This is a genomic window from Flavobacterium panacagri (assembly GCF_030378165.1).
Classification (GTDB): domain Bacteria; phylum Bacteroidota; class Bacteroidia; order Flavobacteriales; family Flavobacteriaceae; genus Flavobacterium; species Flavobacterium panacagri.
The window spans coordinates 3,310,061-3,327,645 of the sequence record NZ_CP119766.1 but is presented as its reverse complement, the minus strand read 5'-3'; the positions used below and the strand labels follow the sequence as shown (position 1 = coordinate 3,327,645).

Annotated in this window: 17 protein-coding genes; 2 read left to right on the top strand and 15 right to left on the bottom strand. The window is 31.6% G+C overall.

What is annotated here, in order from left to right; all coding sequences use genetic code 11:
• Window positions 1-500: 500 nt before the first annotated feature.
• The 13 genes from P2W65_RS14700 to P2W65_RS14640 form a co-directional block, all read right to left on the bottom strand.
• Entirely contained in the window at window positions 501-1,217 is a 717-nt protein-coding gene (locus P2W65_RS14700) for a response regulator transcription factor (RefSeq protein ID WP_289658526.1), read from the bottom strand.
• Between the two features lie 3 nt (window positions 1,218-1,220).
• A complete protein-coding gene (locus P2W65_RS14695) occupies window positions 1,221-2,810 on the bottom strand; it encodes a sensor histidine kinase (RefSeq protein ID WP_289658524.1) in 1,590 nt (529 codons plus the stop codon).
• 59 nt (window positions 2,811-2,869) lie between these two features.
• Window positions 2,870-3,466, bottom strand: a complete 597-nt coding sequence (coaE, locus tag P2W65_RS14690; protein ID WP_289658522.1) for a dephospho-CoA kinase — start codon at window positions 3,464-3,466, stop codon at window positions 2,870-2,872.
• 2 nt (window positions 3,467-3,468) lie between these two features.
• Complete coding sequence (locus P2W65_RS14685) at window positions 3,469-4,467, bottom strand: glycosyltransferase family 2 protein (protein ID WP_289658520.1); 999 nt, start codon at window positions 4,465-4,467, stop codon at window positions 3,469-3,471.
• A gap of 127 nt (window positions 4,468-4,594) precedes the next feature.
• Complete coding sequence (fabV, locus tag P2W65_RS14680; RefSeq protein ID WP_289658518.1) at window positions 4,595-5,785, bottom strand: enoyl-ACP reductase FabV; 1,191 nt, start codon at window positions 5,783-5,785, stop codon at window positions 4,595-4,597.
• 21 nt (window positions 5,786-5,806) lie between these two features.
• A complete protein-coding gene (locus P2W65_RS14675; protein ID WP_289658516.1) occupies window positions 5,807-6,328 on the bottom strand; it encodes a tetratricopeptide repeat protein in 522 nt (173 codons plus the stop codon).
• Window positions 6,329-6,337: 9 nt separating this feature from the next.
• Window positions 6,338-7,990, bottom strand: coding sequence for a DNA repair protein RecN (gene recN / locus P2W65_RS14670; RefSeq protein WP_289658514.1), 1,653 nt, complete (start codon window positions 7,988-7,990; stop codon window positions 6,338-6,340).
• 60 nt (window positions 7,991-8,050) lie between these two features.
• Window positions 8,051-8,935, bottom strand: a complete 885-nt coding sequence (gene porD / locus P2W65_RS14665; RefSeq protein WP_289658512.1) for a type IX secretion system protein PorD — start codon at window positions 8,933-8,935, stop codon at window positions 8,051-8,053.
• Window positions 8,936-9,007: 72 nt separating this feature from the next.
• Window positions 9,008-10,219: a bifunctional phosphopantothenoylcysteine decarboxylase/phosphopantothenate--cysteine ligase CoaBC gene (coaBC, locus tag P2W65_RS14660; protein ID WP_289658510.1), complete on the bottom strand. Its 1,212-nt coding sequence runs from the start codon at window positions 10,217-10,219 to the stop codon at window positions 9,008-9,010.
• A gap of 7 nt (window positions 10,220-10,226) precedes the next feature.
• The gene (locus P2W65_RS14655; protein ID WP_008463064.1) at window positions 10,227-10,544 is read right to left on the bottom strand and encodes a DNA-directed RNA polymerase subunit omega; all 318 of its coding nucleotides are present in this window, start codon (window positions 10,542-10,544) and stop codon (window positions 10,227-10,229) included.
• A gap of 9 nt (window positions 10,545-10,553) precedes the next feature.
• The gene (locus P2W65_RS14650; protein WP_289658501.1) at window positions 10,554-11,348 is read right to left on the bottom strand and encodes an outer membrane protein assembly factor BamD; all 795 of its coding nucleotides are present in this window, start codon (window positions 11,346-11,348) and stop codon (window positions 10,554-10,556) included.
• A 137-nt stretch (window positions 11,349-11,485) separates the two neighbouring features.
• Complete coding sequence (dapA, locus tag P2W65_RS14645; RefSeq protein WP_289658499.1) at window positions 11,486-12,367, bottom strand: 4-hydroxy-tetrahydrodipicolinate synthase; 882 nt, start codon at window positions 12,365-12,367, stop codon at window positions 11,486-11,488.
• Between the two features lie 15 nt (window positions 12,368-12,382).
• Window positions 12,383-12,895, bottom strand: coding sequence for a DUF6913 domain-containing protein (locus P2W65_RS14640; RefSeq protein WP_434783339.1), 513 nt, complete (start codon window positions 12,893-12,895; stop codon window positions 12,383-12,385).
• A gap of 47 nt (window positions 12,896-12,942) precedes the next feature.
• On the opposite strand from P2W65_RS14640, the gene P2W65_RS14635 reads away from it, so the two are divergent.
• Together P2W65_RS14635 and P2W65_RS14630 are read left to right on the top strand one after the other, a co-directional pair.
• Window positions 12,943-13,722, top strand: coding sequence for a 5'-nucleotidase C-terminal domain-containing protein (locus P2W65_RS14635; protein WP_289658495.1), 780 nt, complete (start codon window positions 12,943-12,945; stop codon window positions 13,720-13,722).
• A 44-nt stretch (window positions 13,723-13,766) separates the two neighbouring features.
• Window positions 13,767-14,678, top strand: a complete 912-nt coding sequence (locus tag P2W65_RS14630) for a bifunctional metallophosphatase/5'-nucleotidase (protein ID WP_289658493.1) — start codon at window positions 13,767-13,769, stop codon at window positions 14,676-14,678.
• On the opposite strand, the gene P2W65_RS14625 is transcribed toward P2W65_RS14630, so the two are convergent.
• The gene (locus tag P2W65_RS14625; RefSeq protein WP_289658491.1) at window positions 14,665-15,357 is read right to left on the bottom strand and encodes a lysoplasmalogenase family protein; all 693 of its coding nucleotides are present in this window, start codon (window positions 15,355-15,357) and stop codon (window positions 14,665-14,667) included. The two genes, P2W65_RS14630 and P2W65_RS14625, sit on opposite strands and share 14 nt — an antisense overlap.
• On the bottom strand, window positions 15,344-17,350 hold the full coding sequence (ligA, locus tag P2W65_RS14620; RefSeq protein ID WP_289658489.1) for an NAD-dependent DNA ligase LigA: 2,007 nt from the start codon (window positions 17,348-17,350) through the stop codon (window positions 15,344-15,346). The genes P2W65_RS14625 and ligA overlap by 14 nt, the downstream gene beginning before the upstream one ends.
• Window positions 17,351-17,585 lie beyond the last annotated feature (235 nt).

Sequence of the window (17,585 nt, the reverse complement as noted above, 5' to 3'; positions counted from 1 at the left end):
GCATTAAATTAACAGCCATATAGGCTTAAACATTCTATCGATACAGATAGATAATAAATCGGTTTTTCGGGAAAATTTGAAGTGTCTAGAATAAAAAAAGCCCGAAACTAAATGTCTTCGGGCTTTTTTATATAGCTAAAAAATATATTTCTAAGATTGAAATAAGCCACGAAGAATTGCTGCACCAAATCCGTTTGGTGTGAAGCTTTGTGATGTCAATATAAGTACAAACATTTTTTCTTCGTTTTTAAAGGGTTATTATTTTTTTCGTGTGCAAATATTGTGAATTGTTTTTTGATTTTCCAAATTTATTTTAAAGAAAATTCTTCAAAATAAAATTAAACCAATAATAACCAAGCAAATAAATCAAAAACAAAACATTGATAATCAACATGTTAAAACATGTTAAAACAGGTTAAAAGATTTAAAAATTATTTTGTTTCGAAGTATAAAAAAAGCCCTGATTTCTCAGAGCTTTTATATTATTTTAAGTGAATTCGTTATTCAGCAACTTTGCTTTTTACCACTAATCTGAATCCTTCTCCATGGATGTTTAAGATTTCAACATCTTCATCTGCTTTCAAATATTTTCTCAATTTAGCGATGTAAACGTCCATACTTCTTGAAGTAAAGTAGTTGTCATCTCTCCAGATTTTTGTTAAAGCTAATTCTCTTGGCATTAAGTCATTTTCATGAAGAATAAGCATTTTAAGCAATTCATTTTCTTTTGGAGACAATTTAATAGGCTCTTCATCTTGATAAGTCAAGAATCTAAGTTTTGAATTTAAGTGGAATTTACCAATATTAAATTCGAATTGTACTTGTTCTGCCTTTGTATCAGCAGATTTTCTTTGAATGATTGCTTTAATCTTCATTAAAAGAACTTCTGAATCAAAAGGTTTATTTAAATAGTCATCAGCACCAGCTTTGTAACCTTTTAACACATCTTCTTTCATAGATTTTGCTGTTAAAAAGATAATTGGCACTTCACTGTTCTTTTCTCTAATTTCTTTGGCCAAAGTATAACCATCTTTATAAGGCATCATTACATCAAGAATACACAAATCGTATACATCTTTCTTGAATTTTTCGAAACCTTCCATACCGTTTTTAGCTAAAGTAACTTCAAAGTCATTTAACATTAGATAATCTTTAAGAACCGCCCCAAAATTTAGGTCATCTTCTACTAAAAGTATTCTTTTGTTAGTATTTTCCATATTTTAATTTATTAATGGTATTTTTATTATAAAGGTGCTACCTTTTCCTTTTTCGCTTTCTACATATACTTGACCATTATGGTCTTCTACAATTCTTTTTACATAGGCCAAACCTAAACCGTGGCCTTTTACGTTGTGCAAATCTCCTGTATGTTCTCTATAGAACTTTTCGAAAACTCGCTTTTGAGCTATCTTACTCATTCCTAATCCGTGATCTCTAACTTTTATCAAAATCATGTCTTTTACATTCTCTGTAAAGACTTCGATCTTAGGAACATCCGGAGAATATTTTATGGCATTTTCCAAAATATTAACCAATACATTGGTAAAATGAACTTCATTAATCAAAACTGTTGTTCTTGCAGCATCATAATGCCTTTCTACTGTACCTTGTCTATCTTCTAATATTAGATTTACATGTTCTATTGCATCATCAATTATATCAGTAACTACAGTAGGTTCTTTTGTAATATCAAGCTCTCTTTTTTCCAGTTTAGAAATACGCAGTACATTTTCGACCTGAGCATGCATTCTTTTATTTTCATCTCTAATCATTTGAAGATATCGATAAACCTTTTCCTTATCTTCAATTACCTTAGGACTTCTAATAGCATCTAGTGCTAAATTTATTGTCGCAATTGGTGTTTTAAATTCATGCGTCATATTATTTATAAAATCTGTTTTGATCTCAGAAATATGTTTTTGACGCAGTAATTGATTTAATGCACTCGTGTAAGCCACAATTATGATCAAAGTAAAAACTATCGATAGAATAGTAATACTTAATAATTCAGATAATAAGAACTTCTTTTTGTGCGGAAACGTAACTGATAATTCATATTTACTATTTCCTTCATTATCAGTAAAAACCGGAATACTGTAAGTTGCTTCTTTATCTAAAGAATGAAATCCATCAGATTTAATCTTGGTTGGAATTCCATTACTGTATATTGCGAATTCAAACTTGGTTTTAACTTCATATTCTTCCAGCTCTTTTTTCAATAATTTATAAAGCTTGTCTTTTGTAACCCTTCCTTCTATTGGAGTTAAAGAAGCAATATCTTTATATTGAATCTGTTGCTGCACTTTATTTAGAATATCTAAACTTCCTGATTTTTCAATTTTCAGATCAGGAATGATACTCTGTCCTAAACCGTTATTATCAATTCCACCGTTGTTATTATAAACTTCGGTCACTCTTTTTGAACTAAAATTTTTAAAACGCTCACTACTGAACTTTTTGTTAAAAAGAGATCCGTTTATGTCGTAATCTTCAGATGTCAAAGTACTCGAATAAACAATTGTTTTATTCGTTTTTGGGTTTCTTTGTACATAAAGTACTTCTAGTAAATCTTCTTTTTTTGGAATTTTACCCGTGCTGTCTTTAATACGGTTGTATTTGTCGTAGAAACTGTACTCCTCTTGCTGTTCCAGTTTATCTGCAACATTTCCAATTACTTGAGTAACGTGGTATTTAAATTGTTCTTCATTATTCTTGAACGAAGAATTGAACCAAAATACTTGAACCAGAATTATCCCGATTAAGGACAAACTCATCAATAAAACAAGTATTCTAAAAAATAATTTATTCATCGAAACAAAATTAATATTTTAACAATATACTAAATAATACATTAACCAAATATTAACATTTAAGACTGATTTTGTTTTATATTTAAAATTTTAAGAATTTTAACAACTTCTTCCTTAGCAATTTTAAGATTATTGTTATTAATCACGAAATTGCTCTTAGAAATTCGTTTTTCGTCATTCCACTGCATTTTCATTCTGCTTAAAACTTGTTCTCTTGTAGTTCTATCGCGTTTTATAACTCTTTCGATTCTAACTTCTTCTGGAGCAGTAACGGTTATAATAACATCGCATTCTTTATAACGACCGCTTTCAAATAAAATAGCTGCCTCATAAACAACATAATCAAAATTCTTAAATTCCTGCATCCAAGATTCGAAATCTTTTTTTACAGCTGGATGTACTATTGAATTTAATTTTGCTAATTGTACTTTATCATTAAAAACTATCTGAGCTAGCTTTGCTCTATTTAAAACTTCTCCATCAAAAATATCTTGGCCAAATGCATTTTTTACCTCTTCAATAATCTCTTCGGACTTCATAACATTTTTGGCTCCATTATCTGCTATATAAACAGGAACCCCCATTTCTTCAAAATAGTTTGCAATGGTTGTTTTTCCACTGCCAATTCCTCCCGTAAGGCCAATAACTTTTGTCATTCTTACAATTTAAAAAACATACGTGGAAAAGCTTCCTGAGGTTTCTTTTTCAATAAAATTATTTTTACATAAGATTCTAAAAAACCAGTTCCATAACCATAGAACTGTTTCCAGACCGCTATTACTGAAAGATATCCAATCTTGATACTTTTGTTTTGAACGCTTGATGTAAGAAAAACTATAACGAAATATACGAAATATAATTGTAATAAAATATCTATATTGAAAATTAACAATAAAAAAGCTAATAATAAACCAAGTATAAACATTGTTGGAAAGAAGAAAGTCAGTTTATTATGCTCTGGATACCAACTATTTAATATAGGTCTTGCTATACCAAATTTCTTTACTTGAATGGAGAATTTTTCCCAATCAATTCTTCTTTTATGATATACATAAGCCTCTGAAAACAGTCTAGTTTCAAACCCTAAGTTCCATAAACGAATCGATAAGTCTGGATCTTCTCCTGGATGAATGTTCCCAAAACCTTTTGATGCTTCAAAAGCTTTTTTAGAAATCCCCATATTAAAGCTTCGAGGCTGGAATTTAGTTATCTTCTCAGATCCACCTCTAATTCCCCCCGTAGTAAGAAAAGAAGTCATGGCAAAATTAATTGCCTTCTGAATGTTAGAAAAGCTATCTAAGGCTTTATCAGGCCCTCCAAAACAATCTACATATTCTCTGTCCAATTCTTTACGAACTTCTGTCAAGTAATTGGAAGGAATAATACAATCTGAGTCAAAAATGATAAAATAATCTCCTCTTGCCCTTTGCATTCCAAAATTTCTAGAATCACCTGGACCGGAGTTTTCTTTAAAATAATACGATATATTTAATTTTCCTTGATAATTCATCACAACATCTCTACATGGAATGGAAGATCCATCTTCGACAAGAACAATTTCAAAAGCTTCATTATAATCAGATTTTGAGAGACTTTCTAAAAGTTCATCAACTTCATCTGGACGATTATACACGGGTATAATTAAAGAAAAAATCATAGCAGAATGTGCGGTTATTAAAGGGTAATTTTTTATTGTTTAAAATTTTAACAAAGATAGGGTATATTAACAAAAAAACCATCAACTTTTGGTTGATGGTTTTCTGTTTTACGGTAAGTAAAATATGTTATTTGATACTTTCAATTTCAACAACTTCATTTGCTTCCGCATTGTAGTCAACACCAGCAAATTCGAAACCGAATAAATTCAAGAAATCACTTCTATATCCTGCTAAATCTCCAATTTCAGGCAATGTTTCTGTTGTAGCTTCTAACCAAAGTTTAGCTACCTTCTCTTGAACATCTTCACGCATTTCCCAATCATCAATTCTGATTCTTCCTTTTTCATCAACAGGAACATCTGAACCATTATATAGTCTGTCTTGGAACAAACGTTGAATCTGCTCGATACATCCTTCATGAATTCCTTCTTCTTTCATGATTTTGTATAAAAGAGAAATATATAATGGAATTACTGGAATTGCAGAACTTGCCTGTGTTACCAAAGCTTTGTTTACAGAAACATAAGCTTTTCCGCCAATAGATTTTAAAGAATCTGCAATAGTAAATGCAGTAGCTTCTAAATGATCTTTTGCACGGCCAATAGTTCCTTTACGATAAACTGCCTCTGTTAAAGATGGCCCAATATAAGAGTAAGCAACTGTTGTAGCGCCTTCTGCTAATAAATTTTCGTTCTTTAAAGCATCTATCCACATTGCCCAGTCTTCACCTCCCATAACAGCAACTGTATTTTCAATATCTTCTTCGTTTGCTGGAGCGATTGAAACTTCAGAAACTTTTCCTGTATGAAAATCAACTGTTTTATTTGTAAAAGTCTGTCCAATTGGTTTTAAAACTGAACGATGCGTAACTCCTGTATTAGGATTTGTACGAACTGGCGAAGCTAAACTATAAATTACAAGATCAACCTGTCCTAAATCAGCTTTGATCAAATCTAACGTTTCTCTTTTTATTTCGTTTGAAAATGCATCTCCGTTAATACTTTTTGCATATAAACCCGCTTTGTGAGCTTCTTTTTCAAATGCTGCAGAATTGTACCATCCTGGAGAAGCTGTTTTTCCCTCAACTGGTGGTTTTTCAAAAAACACTCCAATTGTAGCAGCATCAGAACCAAAAGCACTAGTAATTCTTGAAGCCAACCCAAAACCTGTAGAAGCACCAATTACCAAAACTTTTTTAGGCCCGGCAATTTCTCCTTTTGATTTTACGTATTCGATTTGATTTTTTACATTTTGTTCAGCTCCCGTTGGGTGGGCAGTTAAACAAATAAATCCTCTCATTCTTGGTTCTATAATCATCTTGCAATTATTTTTTTTGTATTATTTCAATTTCAGTTTTAATTTTTCAAAAATAGACATTTTATCCTTAACCCTTTTCATGTTGGCATTCATATTCTCAATAAAATTTGGGTTCAAAGCATTTTTCTTTGCCTCTTTATAATAATTATATGACTCTCTATATTCGCCTTCGTACTCTGCCATTCTTCCTAATTCACTGTTATAAGAAGAGTTATCTGCATTTTCCAAATTAGACAATGTAAATTTAATATGCTCCTTTGCTTCTGCATATCTGCTAATATCAATTAACAAATAAGTATAATTTAAATAAGGAGCAGCGTATTTAGGATCAAATTTTATTGCTAGTTTATAATGATAAATCCCTTTTTCATAATCACTTAATTTATTATAATAAATCCATCCTAAATGATTGTGTGCTTTTCCAAAATCAGGATACTGCGCTAGTATTTCTTCCAATAGTTCTTTTGCATCGGCTGAATTTCCTTCAGAAATTAATGCATCAGCTTTTATAAACTGATTTTCGTAAAAACTCAAACTTTCCATTGTGGTATTTTAATTCAATAATTGTTTTGCATGATTCAAAGCTGAATCAGAAATATTAGCTCCCGATAACATTTGGGCAATTTCTAGAATTCGGTCTTCTTGTGATAATAATTTCAATTCAGATACTGTATCATCACCAACTGTGGATTTAGAAACTTTAAAATGAGAATCACCTTTTGCAGCAATCTGAGGCAAATGCGTAATAGCAAAAATCTGCATCGTATTACTCATTTCTTTCATGATTTCTCCCATTCTAATTGCAATTTCCCCCGAAACTCCTGTATCGATTTCATCAAAAATCAAAGTAGGCAGTTTTGAATATTTTGCTAAAATCGCTTTAACCGCCAGCATAATACGAGACATCTCTCCTCCAGAAGCTACTTTTTTCAACAAACCAAAATCGGTTCCTTTATTAGCTGAAAATAAGAATTGTAATTCGTCTTTTCCGTTTTGAAAATACGTTTCTGAAGGTGTTAATTCCATTTTAAATCGGACATTAGGCATACCTAAAGTTTCTAAAATCAAAATTAACTGTTCCGATAATTTGGGAATTGCATTTATTCTATTCTGATGAATCTGATTCGCATAATTATCTAATTCGCCCGCTTTTTTCTCGATAATTTTAGATAAAGAAGCTATTTCTTCATCCATATTATCCAACTCTAATAAAGTGTTTCCTAAATCAGCTTGAATTTGAAGCAAATCATCAACAGAATCTGCCTGATGCTTTTTCTGAAGATTATAAATCAATTGTAATTTTTGATTTACTAATTCTAATTGTGCCGGATCATTTAATAATTTCTCAGAGCAACTCTCTAATTCTTTAGAAACATCATCAAATTCAATTGCTAGACTACTTATTCTTTCAAATAAATTTTGATATTCTGTTGAAAAAGATGCCACTTTCTGCAATGCGTTTTTAATCTCATTCAGATTATGAAATACACCAAATTGCTCTTCATTTGCAATTGCTAGCGATTTATCCAGCGATTCCTTGATTATTTCAACATTATTAAGCTTTTCATAATCCGCTTCTAATTCTTGCTGTTCTCCAGATTTTAACTGCGCAGCAACCAATTCATTCAATAAAAATGTATTGTATTCCTGTTCTTTTCCAGAATCACTTTGCCTTTTAAGCAAGGCATTCCATTTTGATCTATCTGATTTATATGATTTTAAAAGCTTTTGATAGTCTAAAATAATTTCTGAATTATTAGCGATAGCATCAATAATCTTAAATTGAACATTTTCATCTGACAATTCCTGAGTTTGTTGCTGCGAATGAATATCAATTAAATACAAACTCAAATCTTGCAATTCCTGAAGATTTACTGGACTATCATTTATAAAAGCACGAGATTTTCCTGACGGAAGAATTTCACGCCTAATAATTGTTTCCTCTTCATAATCCAAATCGTTAGCCTCAAAAAACTCTTTCAAATTATATTTTGAAATTTCGAATTGTGCTTCAATCACGCATTTTTCTTCTTTATTTTTTAAAGAAGTAAGATCTGCTCTTTTTCCTAAAACAAGACCAATTGCACCTAAAATAATTGATTTTCCTGCTCCTGTCTCACCTGTTATTATAGAAAAACCTTTAGAAAAATCTATAGCTAGTTTTTCAATAAGCGCATAATTTTTAATTGACAGTGACGTAATCATAGGGCAATTTTGTAAAAATAAAAGTTAAAGAAGATTTTTTTTTAAAATGAAATACCAGAATTAATATTTAATCTGCGACCATTTAGTAGAATTTAGCGGAGAAACTTTATTTAATACATCCGTTAAATCGCTAATTGTTATACTTGGCCCACCAGAAAAAATAGACACAATTTCATCTGATTTTGCGTCAAAAAATACTCTGGTAATGAAGGCATTTGGTTTAACTGAATTTAACTTTCCAATAAGCATTAATGAAGATTTTATTTTTTCTTTAGATGCTTTCAAATCCAAACTCATTCCATCCAAACCCGTATGATACGCATACATTGTTTGACGTAAATCACTGTAAGTCGGCGCGATCATATCATTTATTAAATAGTAACGATTCTGAAGTCCATCAGACTGATTCCATCCCTTAAATCCTCCTTGCTGTGCTACATTAGCAATATTTTGTGCTGTTTGAAGATATTGATTCCCTGCTCCCATTTGAAAACTATCAGCATCCATACCTAGGATTACATAACAGTAAAAAGAGATTACAGAAACTAAATTAGAATCGTAAGTAGTTGGATTAAACAATAAAGGTTCATATTCCGTATATCTGAAATTAAAATCTTTATCGTTGTAATTTAAAATTGGGGAAGAATAAGTAGAATTAAAAATCAATCTGGATGATTGAACCTGAATCGTTCCTGTAAATTGATCTGAACTATTTGATGATAAAGTAATATACATCGAACAATTAATTCTTTCATTTTGCTTTAAAGGAGCACCCGTCCAATCTGTTTTGTTTACAAACTCCGACAAAGCAGTCTGGAGCGTCTTAAAAACCTGATTGTTAGGATTCGTAAGTCGTTCTGTATTAATAGTTACTGTACAATTTAACTGTTGCCCTTGCACAAAACCAAAGCTTAAAAATACTATTAGTGTAACTACCTTATTCATACTCCTTTAAATATTAAATTTCACAAACACAAACAGTTTCCTGTTCCTGTTTCCGGCATATATTTCAAATTTTTATTCTGAAAAATGAAGAATTACTTTATTCAAAATATCAGTCGCCACCGATTCCTTTGATTTTAATTCCATTGGTTCGATTTCAAAATTCTTATCGATAAAGGTTACTTTATTCGTTTCTTTTTTAAAACCTGCTCCTTTATCTTGTAAGGAATTTAAAACAATCAAATCTAAGTTTTTTTTCTGAATTTTCAACTTAGCATTTTCAATTTCATTTTCAGTTTCCAATGCAAAACCAATTAAAAACTGATTTTTTTTAATAGTTCCTAATGAAGACAAGATATCTTTTGTCTTTTCAAGTTCTATCGAAAATGTTGCATCTGTTTTTTTAATCTTTTGATCTGCTACAACTTTTGGTCTGTAATCAGCTACAGCAGCAGCAGCAATCGCAACATCAACTTCATTAAAATACAAATGACAAGCATCATACATTTCTTGAGCAGACACCACATCTACAACTTTTATTAAAGTATTTTTTATTTTTAAATGTGTTGGGCCAGCAATTAAAAATACTTCTGCTCCAAGATTTGCCGCTTCATTAGCAATGTCAAATCCCATTTTCCCTGAAGAATGATTTCCTATAAAACGTACGGGATCTATCGCTTCGTATGTTGGTCCAGCCGTAACGAGTATTTTTTTTCCTTTTAAAGGAAGTTTACTTTCTAAATCAGCTTCTAGAAAGGCGATAATATTTTCTGGTTCAGCCATTCGGCCTTCTCCAGACAAACCGCTTGCCAATTCTCCAGTTTCAGCAGGAATCATAATGTTTCCAAACTGTTTTATAGCATTAAAACTAGCTACTGTTGAAGGATGTTTATACATATCCAAATCCATTGCTGGTGCAAAGTATACTGGACATTTAGCAGATAAATAGGCCGCGATTAAAAAATTATCGCAGTTTCCCGTCGTCATTTTAGACAACGTATTGGCAGTAGCAGGCGCAATCAGCATAATATCAGCCCAAAGAGCCAATTCTACGTGATTGTTCCAAACTGCCTCCTCATCATCTTGATTAAAGAAACTTGAATGTACTGGATTTTTTGATAAAGTAGATAATGTAAGCGGGGTTACAAAATCCTTAGAAGCAGGTGTCATTATCACTTGGACATGTGCACCTGCTTTTATAAAAAGTCGTACTAAAGAAGCCGTTTTATACGCTGCGATTCCACCGGAAACTCCCAGTAAAACCTTTTTCCCGTTTAAAACTGACATTGTACTATTATTTGTTTGAACTTCTGTGGTAAGTTTTACCGTCTAACCATTCTTGAACAGCTAAAGCGTGTGGTTTTGGTAATTTTTCGTAAAATTTAGAAACTTCGATTTGCTCTTTATTTTCAAAAACTTCCTCTAGACTATCATTGTAAGTAGCAAACTCCTCTAATTTTTCAGTCAATTCTTTTTTAATCTCTGAATTAATTTGATTTGCTCTTTTAGCCATAATGGTAATTGCCTCATACACATTTCCTGTTGGCTCTTCAATAACTGTTTTGTTGTAAGTTATTGTGTTAACAGGAGCATTCGTCTTTTTTAAATCCATGACTTTTATTTATTTAGTAAATTTTTGTAAATCTGTTTCTACTCTAGCGTTCATTTCGTCCGCTTTTGTTTTATATTTTGTATCGCTTTTAAATTTCATTAAGTTAGCATAAGCTACTTTAGCCACATTTAAACGCTCTTCCATTTTTGAAGGCACACTATTAATTGCCAATTGATAGGCTGAATCATATTTGTAAAACAACGCATCTTCTTTAAATGGTGTTCCAGGAAAATCAGCGATAAAATTATCAAATGCTACTAAAGCTGATTTATAATCAGAAATAGTATTATATCCTTTAGCATTTTCGTATGCTTTCTTCTCTAATTTACCATTTAACAACTGAACTGTCTCATTTGCTTGAGCCAAATATTCTGAGTTTGGGTAATTATCAATAAAAGCCTGCAATTTCTCTAGTGCTTTTACTGTATCTGTCTGATCTAAACTGTAAACAGGAGCCAATTTCGAGTAACTATAAGCTCCTAAAAAGGCTGCTTCCTGGACTTTTTCACTTCGTGGGTAACCTGAAACAAAACTTTCAAACTGATAACCAGCCAAATAGTATTGTTTTGTTTTGTAATACGATTGAGAAAACATATAAAACAACTTCTCTGCTTGAGGTTTTCCTCTGTAAGAAGGAGCTAACTGCTCAAAAAGACGGATTGCCTTATTGTATTTACCAGCATCATACATTTTTGTCGCTACCTCAAATTTAGCTGCAACATCTTCATTTTTTAAAGCTTTTTGATATTCTCCACAAGAAGCAAAAAGGGCAACAACAATTAATAGTGATACTATTTTTTTCATTTATTTACTTTTATTATGATCTCTCAGACAATTATGCCAAAACAAAATCACACCGAAGTTTCGGTGGCAAATTTAGTTATTAATTTAGCGACTGCAAAATAATTTTTTAGTATCTTAAAATACTAACACTTTAACAATTATTTAATGCTGTTTTTTACAAACTCATTCAACCTCTCTGCTAAAGAATTATCAACAGCAACCAACGGAAGACGAACAGTATTATCAGCAATTCCAAGGGCTTGGAAGATTTGTTTGATTCCTGCTGGATTTCCCTGTTCAAAAATCATATCAATACTGTCTGATAAAAAGTAATGTGTTTTGAAAGCATCTGCTGCTTTTTTATTCAATCCTAAACGAATCATTTCTGAAAATTCTTTCGGAAAACCTTGACCAATTACAGAAATTACTCCTGCTCCACCTGCTAAAACGATTGGTAATGCCAGCATATCGTCTCCAGAAATTACAAGAAAATCTTTTGGAGCATTTTTAATAATCTGCATTGCCTGTGCCATGTCTCCAGCTGCTTCTTTAATCGCCACTACGTTTTCAAAATCATTGGCTAAACGCACCACAGTTGACGGAAGCATGTTGCTTGATGTTCTTCCTGGAACATTATATAAGATTACCGGTACTGGAGAAGCTTCAGCAATTGCTTTAAAATGCTGATAAATTCCTTCTTGCGTAGGTTTGTTGTAATATGGAGAAACAGATAATATTGCTTCAAAAGCACTAAAATCTCTTGTTTTTAATTCATCAACAATCTGCATAGTATTATTTCCTCCAACTCCTAAAACTAGAGGCAGTCTTCCTTTATTTACATCGATTACTGTCTTTATAACCAACTCTTTCTCTTCTGCTGTAAGGGTCGCATTTTCTGCTGTTGTCCCCATAACCACAAGATATTCAACTCCTCCATCTATAGAAAAGTTTACAATTCGGTGTAAAGCCTCGATGTCAACTGAAAAATCTTTTTTAAATGGTGTTACTAGTGCAACTCCAGTTCCTATTAATGATTGCATATTTTTAATTATAATTTATTTTATATTTTTTAAATACCTAAACAATTCCGACACGAAAAGTTTATAGTTTTCTAATTCCGTATTAATCATCAAACGATTCAAATTATTGTCAACGGAGCTAAAACCAATTTTAAATTTAGCTTTTGATTTATTGGTAAGCATCATCAAGAATATATTTTCTTCATTATAATAACTCAACAAAAGATCAAATTTTGAATTTACAAATTCATTCAAAAAATCTTCGGTAATTTCTCCATTCCAACTAATATGGCTTTTGCCAAAAGTAGGTGTCAAATACGTATCTTTTTTCTTGAATTTACTGTTGTAAGCAACAATTTTTATGTTTTCTGAAGCAATTCCCTGAAGCGTTAATTCCTTTATCAGCGTTTCAGAATGATTAAAACTGCTTTCATCTACCAATAAACCAATCGTTTGAACATTCTTTGAAAAGCCCTCGTTTTTTTGATTACTCAAGTTATTTTTTAATGATTTTTTTACAAAAAATTCCTTTATATAATTCAAAAACATAGTACTTTTACCAGATTACAAAATTAATTATTTAAGTTGCATTTAAAATGGTAAAACTAAAAAAGTATAACGGATTTTTAAAACTTTTTGTTATATTCTTAACACTTTTTTCAATATTCTCCTGTAGTCAGAAAAACTACAATCTAAACAAAATAGAAGGAAAACAGCTTCCAGTTACCGAAAACGCTGGCGAAACGGCAACAATTGAAGCCTTTATCAAACCTTATCGCGATCATATTAATCAAGATTTAGACAACGTTTTAGCGTATTGTCCAGAAACACTTGATAAGAGTACTGGAAAATGGCAGACCAGCATTGGAAGTTTATTAGCCGATGTATGTTTACAAAGAGGAAATCTAGTTTTTAAAGCTCGTGAGAAAAAAGATATTGATTTATGTCTTTTAAATCATGGTGGTATTCGTGCTATTCTTCCAAAAGGAAATGTAACCACAAGAACTGCTTTTGAAATTATGCCTTTTGAAAACAATTTGGTTGTTATTGCTTTAAAGGGTGAGCAAATCTTAGACATTGCCGCTTATATTATAAAGGAGAAAAAACCTCAACCTTTGTCTGGAATGACTTTTACAATTACAAAAGACAATACTGCAAAAAATATTATGGTGCAAGGAAAACCGCTTGACCTTACTAAAACGTATTATGTTGCTACAAACGATTATTTAGCAAATGGTGGCGACAGCATGACTTTTTTCGCGAAAGGCACTGAGAAATTCGATTTAAACTATAAGCTTAGAAATGTTCTAATCGATTATTTTAAAGAAGTTGACACTGTTGTAGCTCCTAAAAACGTTAGAATTACCGAAGAATAAATCAACAAAAAAGAATATTAGCATTCCTGCAAAAAATATACAAAATGAAAAGAAGAGAGTTTATCGAAAAAACAGCAGCAAGTACTGCCCTATTAAGTTTAGGATTGTCTTTAAGCAGTTTCGGAACTAACGATATTAAGCACTTAATCATTCTGCATACTAACGATGTGCACAGCCATATTGATCCTTTTCCTGCTGATGACCCACGTAATCCAAATAAAGGAGGCGTTTCTCGTCGTGCGGCCTTAATCGAAAGCATTCGTAAAGAAAATCCAAATTTACTTTTATTAGATGCTGGAGACATTTTTCAAGGAACTCCTTATTTTAATTATTATGGAGGTGAATTGGAATTCAAATTAATGAGTATGATGAAGTACGATGCATCTACTATTGGAAATCATGATTTTGATAATGGTTTGGATGGATTATATGCACAGCTTCCTCACGCTACTTTTGATTTCATCAACTCTAATTATGATTTTAAAAACACCGTTATGGACGGACATGTTAAACCATATAAAATCTTTAATAAAAACGGAATTAAAGTCGGTGTTTTTGGTGTTGGAATTGAATTACAGGGTTTAGTGGATAAAAAATTGTACTTAGAAACAGTTTACAACAATCCTGTTGAAATCGCTCAGGATATGACCAGACTTTTAAAACAAGAACAAAAATGCGATTTGGTAATTTGTCTATCGCATTTAGGCTACAAGTATAAAGATGATCCGGAAAAAATCAGTGATTTAAAGTTTGCTGAACAAACTCAGGATATTGATTTAATTATTGGAGGACATACACATACTTTCCTGGACAAACCAACTGTTGTAAAAAACAAAGCGGGGAAAGATGTTCTAGTAAATCAAGTAGGTTGTTACGGAATTAATTTAGGCCGTATTGACTTTTACTTCGATAAAGATAAAGCTCATACCAACCAAGGAACAACTATTGTTGTATAGGTTTCTTTTGAATTCTGGCTTTTTCTAAAAAGTATTCTACCATAAAGTAATAAGCCAGAATTTGAGTTACATCTCGTATTAAAACCAAAACAATCGAATAAGAGAAATATTCGTTGAAAATATAGAAAATGTCTGAGAAAATGTAACTTACAGCCATTAAAGACATTAGTAAAGTAATGTGTGTTCCTTTTGTAATGTAGCTCACAAAACAGAAATAACTCATTACACTTAAAACAATACCGTAAAAAGTGTAAAGCAGATTAAATTTCTTCATGTTATCGAGCTGTAAACTCAGAACAGAAATCAATAGATATACAATAAAAACTACTACGATAGAAATTGGCAAAATGTCTCGTTTTGTCAATTTTATTCTATCATGCTCTCTAATAAAAATCGTTACAATTAAAAGGTAAACAATTAAAAAACTTATAACTCCTCCTAATTCAGAGCTTTCGATATCCATTAAATCGTAAACCTGCCCAACAAAGCAAAAGAAGAAAATTACCCCTTCAGTTTTTCCGATTTGAAACTCACTACTGATTAAAAAATAAATAAAAATAGCCGGAAGAACAATCGCTTTGGCATAAGTCGCAAAAAAGTCCTGTTGCGCCCAATCAAAAATAATGGTGCACAACAAGGCGAAAAAAAACAAAATTAACGACGGTTTATTCGCTTTCATTTAATTTGTTTATAAAATCTTCTTCCGATAAAATAGGGATATTTAATTTAGTTGCTTTTTCTAATTTAGCCGGTCCCATATTATCTCCTGCCACGACAAAGTGAGTTTTTGCTGAAATAGAACTTCCCACTTTTCCACCGTTATCTTCGATCGCTTTCTTTAATTCATCTCTTGAAAATTGGCTGAAAACTCCTGAAACTACAAAAGTTTTACCAATAAATTTCTCGGTAGCATTTGGGTTGACTTTTTCTACAATTTCAAATTGTATTCCGTAGTTTTTTAAGCGTTCTATAATGATTTTATTTTCTTCGTTTTCAAAGAATTCGATAACGCTTTTTGCAATTCTTTCTCCAATTTCATCAACCAAAATTAAATCCATCAAAGAAGCCTGGCTTAAAGCGTCGATATTTTTATAATGTTTTGCTAATTTTTTAGCTACTGTTTCGCCGACAAAACGAATTCCTAATGCAAACAATACACTTTCAAAAGGAATTTCTTTTGATTTCTGAACTCCATTTACCAGATTTTCAGCCGATTTTTGAGCCATTCTTTCTAAATGAAGAATATCTTCTACTTTCAATTCATACAAATCGGCATAATTATGCACTAAATCATTTTTGAAAAGAAGCGCCACGGTTTCTCCGCCAAGTCCTTCAATATCCATAGCTTTTCTGGAAATATAATGTTGAATTCTTCCGATAATCTGTGGCGGACATCCATAGAAATTTGGACAATAATGATTCGCTTCTCCTTCGTTTCGAACCAATTCTGTCTGGCATTCCGGGCAATGTGTGATGTATTGTGTTGGTTCTGAATTTTCAGGACGCTGCTCTAAATCTACTGCAATAATTTTTGGAATAATCTCTCCTCCTTTTTCTACAAAAACAGTATCATTTATTCTAATATCTAATTTCTCAATCTGATCTGCATTGTGAAGAGAGGCTCTTTTTACAATCGTTCCCGCGAGCTGCACAGGTTCTAAATTGGCAACAGGCGTAATAGCTCCAGTTCTACCAACCTGATAAGAAATTGATTTTAATTTGGTTGAAACCTGCTCAGATTTGAATTTATAAGCAATTGCCCAACGTGGCGATTTTGCTGTATATCCTAATTCTTCTTGATGTTGAATACTGTTTACTTTTATAACAACTCCATCTGTTTCGTAAGGAAGATTATGACGATGAGTATCCCAGTAATCAATAAAGTCAAAAACTTCGTGCATGTTATTGACTAATTTGGCTTCATTTGGCACTTTGAATCCCCAGTTTCTCGCTGATTCCAGACCCTCGAACTGAGATTTAAAAGGAAGATTATTTCCTGTAACAAAATACAACAAACATTCTAATGGACGTTTTGCAACCTCAGCACTGTCTTGTAGTTTTAAGCTTCCAGAAGCTGTATTTCTAGGGTTTGAATAAGGAGTTTCGCCAATTTCAATTAATTCCTGATTCATTTTTTCGAAACCTTTAAAAGGCAGAATGATTTCGCCTCGAATATCAAATTTATCAGGATAATTTCCTTTTAAATGAAGTGGAATTGATTTTATTGTTTTGATATTGTTGGTTACCTCATCTCCTTGAAAACCGTCACCACGAGTTAGCGCTTGAACTAATTTTCCGTTTTCGTAAGTAATACTGATTGAAGCACCATCGTATTTTAATTCACAAGTATATTGTAAATTGACATTTCCAAGAACTCTTTGAATACGGTTTTCCCAATCTAAAAGATCATCTTTAGAATAGGAGTTATCTAAAGAATACATTCTGTATTGATGCGCGATTGTTTTAAAATTCTTGGTAATGGCTCCACCTACTCTTTGTGTCGGCGAATTTTCATCAAAAAACTCTGGATGTTTATTTTCCAAATCCTGAAGTTCTTTCAGTTTTACATCAAAATCATAATCAGAAATTGTGGCATTATCTAACACATAATAGTTGTAATTGTGTTGGTTAAGTTCATTTCGTAATGTTTGAATGGTTTCTTGAATGCTCATAAAATTCTGCAAATTATAATGGTGATAAACTGATTATCAAAATTAGAACATTTTTTGTTCAAAAGCATAAAAAGTGAAAGTTTTAAAAAATCAAAAATCAGACTGCAAATTCATGCAATCTGATTTTCTCCTTGTCCATTATTCTTAAAAAAGAATTAAAAAAACCAACTTCCAAATGGTTTCGACGTTATATATTTTTAAACTGATAATCAATAAATTACAGCACAAATATAAA

What these genes read in the sequence shown, in the direction of transcription:
- P2W65_RS14700 (WP_289658526.1), bottom strand. Translation starts at nt 1,217, where the DNA reads ATGGAAAATACTAACAAAAGAATACTTTTAGTAGAAGATGACCTAAAT.
- P2W65_RS14695 (WP_289658524.1), bottom strand. Translation starts at nt 2,810, where the DNA reads ATGAATAAATTATTTTTTAGAATACTTGTTTTATTGATGAGTTTGTCC.
- coaE (WP_289658522.1), bottom strand. Translation starts at nt 3,466, where the DNA reads ATGACAAAAGTTATTGGCCTTACGGGAGGAATTGGCAGTGGAAAAACA.
- P2W65_RS14685 (WP_289658520.1), bottom strand. Translation starts at nt 4,467, where the DNA reads ATGATTTTTTCTTTAATTATACCCGTGTATAATCGTCCAGATGAAGTT.
- fabV (WP_289658518.1), bottom strand. Translation starts at nt 5,785, where the DNA reads ATGATTATAGAACCAAGAATGAGAGGATTTATTTGTTTAACTGCCCAC.
- P2W65_RS14675 (WP_289658516.1), bottom strand. Translation starts at nt 6,328, where the DNA reads ATGGAAAGTTTGAGTTTTTACGAAAATCAGTTTATAAAAGCTGATGCA.
- recN (WP_289658514.1), bottom strand. Translation starts at nt 7,990, where the DNA reads ATGATTACGTCACTGTCAATTAAAAATTATGCGCTTATTGAAAAACTA.
- porD (WP_289658512.1), bottom strand. Translation starts at nt 8,935, where the DNA reads ATGAATAAGGTAGTTACACTAATAGTATTTTTAAGCTTTGGTTTTGTG.
- coaBC (WP_289658510.1), bottom strand. Translation starts at nt 10,219, where the DNA reads ATGTCAGTTTTAAACGGGAAAAAGGTTTTACTGGGAGTTTCCGGTGGA.
- P2W65_RS14655 (WP_008463064.1), bottom strand. Translation starts at nt 10,544, where the DNA reads ATGGATTTAAAAAAGACGAATGCTCCTGTTAACACAATAACTTACAAC.
- P2W65_RS14650 (WP_289658501.1), bottom strand. Translation starts at nt 11,348, where the DNA reads ATGAAAAAAATAGTATCACTATTAATTGTTGTTGCCCTTTTTGCTTCT.
- dapA (WP_289658499.1), bottom strand. Translation starts at nt 12,367, where the DNA reads ATGCAATCATTAATAGGAACTGGAGTTGCACTAGTAACACCATTTAAA.
- P2W65_RS14640 (WP_434783339.1), bottom strand. Translation starts at nt 12,895, where the DNA reads ATGTTTTTGAATTATATAAAGGAATTTTTTGTAAAAAAATCATTAAAA.
- P2W65_RS14635 (WP_289658495.1), top strand. Translation starts at nt 12,943, where the DNA reads ATGGTAAAACTAAAAAAGTATAACGGATTTTTAAAACTTTTTGTTATA.
- P2W65_RS14630 (WP_289658493.1), top strand. Translation starts at nt 13,767, where the DNA reads ATGAAAAGAAGAGAGTTTATCGAAAAAACAGCAGCAAGTACTGCCCTA.
- P2W65_RS14625 (WP_289658491.1), bottom strand. Translation starts at nt 15,357, where the DNA reads ATGAAAGCGAATAAACCGTCGTTAATTTTGTTTTTTTTCGCCTTGTTG.
- ligA (WP_289658489.1), bottom strand. Translation starts at nt 17,350, where the DNA reads ATGAGCATTCAAGAAACCATTCAAACATTACGAAATGAACTTAACCAA.